Here is an 8,670-nt window from a genome sequence, read left to right as displayed (position 1 = left end):
AATGGTTGCCGATAAGCCCGCCAAAGAAGGCGCGGCACCTGCCGGCGGCATGCCCGACATGGGCGGCATGGGCGGCATGATGTAAGCTGCTGAAGCCTTAGTGCATATGGACGGGGTCGCCTTCGGGCGGCCTCGTTTCGTTTATGGCGATGCAACCACCGACCAACCCGCTGAAATGCTGACCACCCTGCCAGCATTCTTTTCCAAATTGATGGTCGCAATGCTCCATTCGAAAATCCAGCCCGAGTTCAAGCAATCCCTTCGCTGTAATCAGCGTTGAAAATTGAACGCCAGCGAAGCGGGTTCCCAAAAAGAAAAAACGAAATTCAGTTATGGAATTTTTGTAACTTACACGATTAGCAAAAACGACATCGGGTCGCTGCCAGGAGAGAAAAAATGAGGAAACAGGTTTGACTGATTCCCAGTCTATTGAGCACTTCTCATGCATGAACGCCGAATACCAGAATGGCTTCGCCATGCGCCAGCACCCAGCGTGCGGGGATTCGCCATTCTGGCGGGATCAGAGGCGATTGCCAGGGGTATTTTGATCTCTGTTTTTCCGGTAGCGATATACAACGCGCTGAAGGATGCGCGATTTGTATCCGAAATTTATTTCGCCATTGGCACAGTTTCACTCTTGATCGGTTTTCTGGTTCCCTACCTGATCCGGTTTGTCCCAAGGAGATGGGTCTATGTATTCGGCACTCTTTCGTACGTCGCGGGTGCGGTTGTGACGACCGTTGCGACCCCTGCTACCGTTATTGCGGGGCTTGCACTCACGACTTTCGCCGTTGTGACGACATTTGTGTGCTTCAACGCCTATGTGCTCGACCATGTTGCCAGGATTGAACTGGGACGTTTTGAGACATCTCGGCTTTTCTACAGTGCGCTGGGTTGGACGGCTGGCCCTGCACTTGGCGCGATATTGTACGAGTGGTGGCAACCTGCACCGTTCCTGATTGCAGCCGGTGCAGCGATTGTCATGCTGCTCATCTTTCTTGTTATGCGCCTCGGAAACGGCAGACTCATCACCAGAAGCCAATGCGCTCCCGCAAATCCGTTCGCCTATTTCGGGAGGTTTTTTGCGCAACCGCGATTGGTTGCCGGATGGGTATTCGCAGTCGTTCGTTCCTGCGGGTGGTGGATTTATGTCGTATATCTGCCCATCTATGCGGTTCAGAACGGGCTAGGCAGCCAGCTTGGAGGGATTGCTTTATCGTTTTCCAATGCCGCCCTGTTTTGCACCCCGCTGATGCTTAGGTTTATGCAGCGCAGTTCGGTGCGCGCAGCAGTCAGAACCGGATTCCTCATGTCCGGGCTGCTATTTCTTTTTGCTGGAGTTCCATTCGGAATCCCTGAAGTCACAATCGCGTTCTTAATGATGGGCTCGATTTTCCTGATCTTGCTCGATGTTTCCGCAGGTTTGCCGTTCCTTCTCGCAGTCAAACCTTCCGAACGAACTGAGATGTCAGCAATTTACGCGAGCTTTCGCGATGTTTCGGGTATTATTACACCTGGTGCCGCCTGGCTGGTTCTTCTCGTAGCACCGCTCTCTGGCGTGTTCGCCGCGGGTGGCGCAGGTTTGCTTTGGACGTGGATTCTGGCTCGTAAGCTGCACCCCCGGTTGGGTCAGACACGCATATCTGTCGAAAGTACTTCAAAGGCAGCTGGCAAAGTTGCTTCTGATATGGTGAGCCTGCCAAACTTAATCCATGAAAAATCAGTCGCCAGTCGCTTACCGACGGATACATAATAGAGGCCAGCCATTGAGTCACCAAAGCAACTCAGGCGTCAGTACCGTGCGGATTCCAGGATTTCGCAGAGACGTTGGACCACAGGAAATGCCATTTCAGCGAATATGTTAAAGGCAAGCCTAACACTTTCGACTCTGTTTCCTACACGAAAGGAATCGTTAGCCTTGTAGTCTCGGACTCTAAATTAAACGAGTACGGAAAACGTTAGCGAAACGCCGGGCCATGTGCCCAGACCGTCAACGAATACCGATCACCATTCTCAACCGGTGTCACTTGATGCAACAAAAAGCTTGGAAAGATGGTCGCGCTCCCCTGATGCCGGCTGGCCGTTACAGCATAAGCGCCCGGCATAATCTCCAAGTCACCGCCGTCGTACATCCCGGGTTTGCTGAGCTGTACGACCATAGACAGCTTTCTTTTTTGGGCAACGGGCCCGTCGCCAATATCGGAATGCCACGCAAAATGACCACCATCTGATCCTTTGTAGCAGGCAATCTGCGGGCTTTCCGCGAACTCGCGAAGATCAAAGGCAAACTTGCTGGTGTTGGAGCGACGAACCAGATTGATCAGGCGTGACATCACCCAATCAGAGCCGTCGACGTCGTCCAGCCAAGTCACATCCGCTCTGCGCAGATTGTGATCCTTGTTTTGCCCGACAAGCAGAGCCTCGTTCGCCGGGGCTTTTTGTGATGCAGCAACAATTTGCTCACATTCCCGCGCGGTAAATGCACCGGGAATCGAATGAACTTCCAGCATTCTGTACACCGTTTTTGATTGGTACTGGATTTTGCCAAAACACACAGAAGGCGCTGCGCTGTTTTCGACCTAAGAGGCCGAAAGCGACGTAATTTTTTTCCATAATCTCAAATGTTTTCGGTCATGCTATCCGGAGCGGGAATTCCTCTTCGGTGCGCTCGGATCCCAAACGGTATGCGATGCGGGATCAGGGGACGCGAGTATTGCGTCACCTGTGACTGTAATATCCAATGTTCAGGCCTTGGATTTCCCTCAGCCTCCTTTGAATCGGTGATTGTGCCCGCGCCAAGGAAGTTCGCCGGTTGTGTCCCATTCGTAATCGCTCGGGCGCAAACGTCGTTCCCGGTTTTCTTTTTCCGGGTCGAATTCGGACGGGTCCCATATCTCGGCGGCATCGTCCCAATCTTGTGGGCTTTGCAAATCCTGCTGTTTTGCTGCCGAATGCTTCACGATCCCGAACCGTTGTGACGCAATGAAACGCCTTATGTGTTCGGTAACGCGATTAATCCAACGCCTATCCATCGAAACCTCCTTTCCCTCTGCTTCGATATTTTAGGGGATCAATCTTCGTTTTCGGAGTGCCAAACCTTATGATTTTTTCTCAACTGTGCTATCGATGATCTGAATAGATGTTTGTTTTCAGTATATTGTCTCTTTGAGTGTCAATCCTTTCGATTTGGCAGACTTTTATTCCTCCTTATACTGATCTGGTCTCGATGGATGGCCGTGGAGAGAGAAATGCGTTTGCACAGGTCTTTTGGTTGGAGGTACTGGGCCGTCATGGGCGGCGTTTTGATGGTCGTGATTACTGCAGGTCTAATGTTCGAGTCTGGCAAAATGCAGCCCGCAGCGACCGAAGCCCTGGAGGCTTCCGAAAACTGACCATTCGCCTTCTACATGGTAAGCCGTGAGTAGTCCGCCATCTCAGGCCGTGACGGGAAACTGTTCTTTTGCAAAGGCACTCAATAGCTGGGCGGCCTTGCAGGGGAGGCTTTCAGGATCATCGTCTGCAAAAACAGCATAGGCGGCATAAGCAAACCGAGGAGCATCCTCAATCACCTTCAACCAACCGGTTTCGACTTCCTGCGCTACTACCCGCCAGGGGAAAAATCCGGCTCCCGGCTGGGCTTTCAAGTAGTTCAGGCCAAGAGTTCCAATGCCAAGCTGCAACATTGGCGTCGGAATTTCCGGAAAGTTCAGCAGGTGATCGGCACGGAACTCCGGCCCCCAGTCGATTAGAACATAGTTTTCTTCAAATGGGCTTCGCGAGGTATCAAAATCGCTGCTTACGAGTACGAAATCATCTTCGAACAACTGCATTGCGGTCAGCCCGACAGTGTTTCGCGGATCATACATCACAGCCAAATCCAGCGCGCCCGCAGTCGTTTGGCTTAGCAGTGTTTCAGTTGAAACCGTAGACCCGTGAACCGCCACATTCGGAAACGCTTGCATAAACTCTGGCATCGCGTCGATCAGGAACCCGTCCCACAAACTGGGCACAGCACCGATTTCCAGAGCAGCTTCCACCGCATCAGGCAGGGAGGCGTCGATCCGGGCCTGTGTCCAGCACCTGACAAGTGCCTGCGCGTGTTTATGAAAGCGGTGCCCGGCCGGAGTAAGTGTAGCACCCGATTTTCCGCGCTCGAACACTGGTCGTCCAAGCTGTTGTTCGAGTGACCGAATACGCATGCTCACTGTTGATTGCGTGACGTAAACCTTGTTGGCAGCCTCCAGAAAACTGCCCGTTTCGACAATCGCCAGAAATGTTCGCGCGAGTTCAATATCCATGGGGTATCTATTCGATTTTCAAATATAATGCATGAAGCAATTTCGCTATTCAACTAAAACAGTATGTGGCAGATTTGGCTCGTAGCATGAAACTGCTGCCGCTGTTCGGTTGCGACCCCTGGGTCTCAGAGTCCCCCATCTCGAAGTGAGTGTCGAAGAACGGCTCCCGGCAGCGCGAAGCATCTTTCATGCTACACGACCTGCCTCACCTGATCGGGAACGAATTGGCCTGCGTTCCCGATCCATATCAGGGAGTTCAATGTTTAGACCGTAGCTAAGCGCAGAACTGGTACAGTTCTGCGCTATCTCTGTCGATGGCAACAGCCAGCGAGAGTTTCGCCCCAGTGGCTGCTACCGGATTTCCTCCAGAAGCACTTTGAGATGCGATACAGGAACACCGATGTTGGAGCCGCCAAATTCAGGTAAGATCGCGGCATTGATAGCCACCACCTCGCCGTTTCGGTTCAGGGCAGGTCCGCCGCTTCCGCCGGTTGTGGTTTCAGCATCATAAACGACGGCACCGGGACTGGTCTGGGCGACGATCCCCCGGCTGGCCAGAGGCCTGATCTTGTTCTGCTCTGAAAGATTTTTTGCAATCGTCCAGAATTCGACGGTGCCATCGCTCTCAAGCGTTTTCAGAAAACCCGGCCCAGCCTGCACAATCAAGGCCTTAAGGCCAGTCGGAAATCCAAGCAGGAAAACTTCTTCACCTGCACGCGGCGGGTCAGGTGCCAGTGTAAGCCCAAGCCCTTGAACACGGTTCGCATCAACGGACAGAAGCGCCAGATCGGCCGTTTTGCTTGCCCTAAGCAATACCGCTTCCATTGGCTCGGATTGTTCTGGCAGATAAGCCAGCAGACTAAGTATTTCGGCTTCAAGCCCTGCTGCCTTCAGGGCCTGCGCCCGATCCCCGGTCGTCCAGGGCAAGGCGACATGACGGTTGGTCACCAAAAGAGAGGTGTCCTGCAATAGAAACCCGGTTCCGGTGAACTGAAATTCTGCCGGCGCGCCTGCCGCATCTGGCTCAATCCATGGTTTTCCGAATGGAGTTTTTAGGTTCTCCCCGTCCGGGCCAAGCACATGCCGCAGCAATTTGCCGCTTTCGGTTTGACGCAATCCGTAGGCCCCTTGGATAAAGGCAATAGAGTGCGTCGAGGCTGTGATAACTCGCCTTGACGCACCAGCGCGTTCTTCCAAAGTGCCAAGGCGCTGCTCGGTGGAAATCACCTGGTTGTCAAACGCTTCTCTGAGCACGACCAGATCATCCGCCGTCAGCGCATCTTCTCGCGTCTGCGTAAGCATGACAGCAACCGCCTCGATCTTGAGAGACTCCTGTTTAAGGCTGTCCGCCAGCTTCCGATCGTTCTGAAAAAGCAAATAGCCAAAGGCAAAGATCAGAAGAAGCACACCGATAACGGTAACCCTGAACAAAACCGTGGTTTGTGATGTCAGCCGACGCCCGCCTTCGCGCAGCGCACCGGACATTTTTCTGGCGAAGGGTCGTCGGCTGGAGCGCGCATACACATAAGCGTCACTTATTATGTCTTCGACCGTGTGATGCGCTGGGAATGAGACCTCACATACCCGATAGCGCGACATGGGTCCCTCTTCACCAAACTCTATCATGTCGCCATGCCTAAGAACTGCCGAAGCAGTTTTTTGACCATTGACCCAGATATCCCGACCGGGCAATGCGTTTAGATTGTAACTACCTTGCGACCATTGAAAGGTCGCCACATCTTCGTCATGTGGGGGTACATCCTTTTTCCGCCTTATCTTCAGGAAACGGTCTTGACCTAATGAAGCGGACAAAGCGGTACCGACAAGCCAGGTAACGGTTCCGCGAGACGGGCCGGTCAGGCTTTCCAGAAATGCCCGGACATTGCCCGTTCCATATTCCGTATCGCTCTTGTCAGGTAGCCGCATGGTTCATCTCTGATCTTATGCGTTGCAAGCAGTTTATCACGCGCGGCTATGAAGCCGCCACAGCTACTCTGGTAATCAAATGGATCGCGTGACCAGATCGTCAAGTTGTAGATCACAAGCCCATTTGTCCGACTCAACTCCGACTTGATAGACGTTCCTTCTGCACGAGCAGCAGTGACCATACTTAACGTTTGCAACACTTCTGGTACTGCGGCTGTACCAAGCGAGAAATTCGAATTCACAGGCTAGGCTCACAGTTGATCTCGAGTGCAACACAGTTTCAGCGACAGGGCCAGCAGACGGCCCAAACCGGATGAGGTGGGTGGCTCCTGCTCCACCGGCATCGAATGTGCCAAAGTGCAGTTGTCATCGACTGCTAGGAAAGGAGCCACCCAATGACAGTAAAGACCGTAGGCCTGGATCTGGCCAAGGATGTTTTTCAAGTTCACGGCATTTCGGAGAACGGCCGAGTGATTTTCAACAAGGCCATCAAACGCGCAAAGCTGCTCCGCTTCTTTGAAACGCTCCCACCCTGCAGGGTCGGGATGGAAGCCTGCGGCTCGTCTCATCGCTGGGGCCGACAGCTGCGCAAGCTTGGCCATGATGTGAAGCTCATGCCCGCCGGATACGTCAAACCCTACGTGAAGCGCGGGAAGAACGATGCTGTTGATGCTGAGGCAATCTGTGAAGCGGTCCGTCGCCCGACCATGCGGTTTGTTGAGATCAAGACTGAAGATCAACAGGCTATATTGTCGATCCATCGCACCCGGGACTTAGCAGTCCGGCAGCGCACGCAGCTGGCCAACATGATCCGTAGCCTTTTGCGCGAGTTTGGGCATATTTTGCCGATTGGGATCGAAGCAATCACGGCTTTTGCAAAGCGTCACCTTGATGGCGACCAACCAGAGATGCCGGAGATCGCCAACGGCATGCTTGGTATCCAGTGCTATCAGCTCATCGGCTTGAACGCGCGCATCGACGGCTGTTCGAAGATGATCGAACAACACGCCCTGCTGAACGCAGATGCACGTCGATTAATGCGCATGCCTGGAATTGGGCCGGTCACGGCATCGGCGATTGTCGCCACAATCGGTGACGCGCATCAGTTTCGGACAGGGCGCGATCTGGCGGCATGGCTGGGGTTGACCCCTCTCAATAAATCCAGCGGCGGCAAGGAACGTCTGGGCAAGATCACGAAGCAGGGTGATCGCTACATTCGCAAGTTGCTGGTCGTGGGCATGACGTCTCGCGCTGTGATGGCGAAACGTTCGCCAGAGAAGGTTGATCTCTGGACAGCCAAGATCATTGCCGACAAACCGTTCCGGCTGGCAACAGTCGCCATGGCAAACAAAGCGGCGCGGGCCATCTGGGCGATGCTCACGAAGAAACAGGAATACCGGCGGCCTGCGTTCTGACCGCGCCAACTGCCCACGAGATGCAAGACGTTGAAGTGATGATGCGGAAGTAAGTCAACCAAGAGCAAGGACACTCCGGCAAGGTCTGCGGCCCTATTTTTAGGTCGATAAGCCGATTGGAACCTCGCTCGCGGAATTCATCAGGGCCAGCGGAACACCGCCGCACAAACAGGCCGGACAGACGACAGTACTGACAAAAGCGACCGCAGAAATCGCCAAAAAACTCTTGCAATGCAGGAGCCACCCACAGAAGACTTTGAGCACCCTGTTGGATTTCTGCAGCCGCAGCCCGCATTCCGGCCATTCGCTGCAAGCGCGAAATCTAAAAAGCCCCCCGTCGGGGATCGCGCGAGAAAGGCGACAATTGGCTCCTGATCGCGAATGTCGATTTCATTTCCACATTCTGAGTTGGTTATCGAATTTGACCAACCCGCGAACTATTGAAGCACTCACAGAAGAGTGCTTGTGTTTCAGTCAGAACGACGAAGGAGTGCACGCACTAATGACTTTGCAGGGCGTATCACCGGCATTCCGAAACCTGTGTGGCAGAATACTCGAAAAGTAATACGCATCTCCTGGACCCAAGACCCTGGACTGCCCGTCTACCGTGACTTCCAGCCGTCCTTCTATCACAACAGCGCATTCCTCACCTTCGTGAGACAGTTCAGCTCGACCCGAGTCTGCACCTACTTCGTACTCCTCAATCAACATCTGTAGTTTCCTGTCTCGGCGCTCACCTGCAACCAACAAATAGGATACCCCAGGTGACCCAAGATCGCGCATGGTTCCATGGGGAAAGTAAAAGCTGTCTTCATTTTTGAGTTCAAAACTAAAAAAGAACCCCAGATTGATATCAACGCCCGCCAGAATCTTCTTGAGCAAAGCAACAGAGGGTTGGGTCGATCCGCTTTCGATTTGAGAAATTGTCCCGCTACCAACTCCAGCACGCTTGGCCATCTCACGCTGGCTGAGACCCTTTGAGGTACGAATCAGTTTCAGGCGACGAGCCGTTTCCAAATCTGATGACAAAA

8 protein-coding genes are annotated in these 8,670 nt (G+C 53.4%); 2 read left to right on the top strand and 6 right to left on the bottom strand.

The features are described 5' to 3' along the window. Positions 1-97: 97 nt before the first annotated feature. On the bottom strand, positions 98-478 hold the full coding sequence (locus tag ACR0MP_RS20275) for a hypothetical protein (RefSeq protein ID WP_480887675.1): 381 nt from the start codon (positions 476-478) through the stop codon (positions 98-100). Between ACR0MP_RS20275 and ACR0MP_RS20270 the strand changes: the two genes are divergently transcribed. Then, on the top strand, positions 443-1,753 hold the full coding sequence (locus tag ACR0MP_RS20270; protein WP_480887676.1) for an MFS transporter: 1,311 nt from the start codon (positions 443-445) through the stop codon (positions 1,751-1,753). The genes ACR0MP_RS20275 and ACR0MP_RS20270 overlap by 36 nt on opposite strands. Before the next feature lie 205 nt (positions 1,754-1,958). On the opposite strand, the gene ACR0MP_RS20265 is transcribed toward ACR0MP_RS20270, so the two are convergent. The 4 genes from ACR0MP_RS20265 to ACR0MP_RS20250 form a co-directional block, all read right to left on the bottom strand. Then, on the bottom strand, positions 1,959-2,510 hold the full coding sequence (locus tag ACR0MP_RS20265; RefSeq protein ID WP_480668037.1) for a 2OG-Fe(II) oxygenase: 552 nt from the start codon (positions 2,508-2,510) through the stop codon (positions 1,959-1,961). A gap of 252 nt (positions 2,511-2,762) precedes the next feature. Further along, a complete protein-coding gene (locus ACR0MP_RS20260) occupies positions 2,763-3,032 on the bottom strand; it encodes a hypothetical protein (RefSeq protein WP_170403758.1) in 270 nt (89 codons plus the stop codon). Positions 3,033-3,434: 402 nt separating this feature from the next. Beyond that, complete coding sequence (locus ACR0MP_RS20255; protein ID WP_170403762.1) at positions 3,435-4,298, bottom strand: LysR family transcriptional regulator; 864 nt, start codon at positions 4,296-4,298, stop codon at positions 3,435-3,437. Positions 4,299-4,649: 351 nt separating this feature from the next. Further along, on the bottom strand, positions 4,650-6,224 hold the full coding sequence (locus ACR0MP_RS20250; protein WP_480887683.1) for a trypsin-like peptidase domain-containing protein: 1,575 nt from the start codon (positions 6,222-6,224) through the stop codon (positions 4,650-4,652). A 395-nt stretch (positions 6,225-6,619) separates the two neighbouring features. Between ACR0MP_RS20250 and ACR0MP_RS20245 the strand changes: the two genes are divergently transcribed. Further along, positions 6,620-7,639: an IS110 family RNA-guided transposase gene (locus ACR0MP_RS20245; RefSeq protein WP_480887686.1), complete on the top strand. Its 1,020-nt coding sequence runs from the start codon at positions 6,620-6,622 to the stop codon at positions 7,637-7,639. A gap of 474 nt (positions 7,640-8,113) precedes the next feature. On the opposite strand, the gene ACR0MP_RS20240 is transcribed toward ACR0MP_RS20245, so the two are convergent. After that, the gene (locus tag ACR0MP_RS20240; RefSeq protein ID WP_170407628.1) at positions 8,114-8,668 is read right to left on the bottom strand and encodes a cupin domain-containing protein; all 555 of its coding nucleotides are present in this window, start codon (positions 8,666-8,668) and stop codon (positions 8,114-8,116) included. Positions 8,669-8,670: the final 2 nt, after the last annotated feature.

It is taken from the genome of Ruegeria sp. K3, assembly GCF_056531845.1.
The sequence above is the reverse complement of the archived record's forward strand: the minus strand, read 5'-3'. Positions and strand labels throughout refer to the sequence as shown.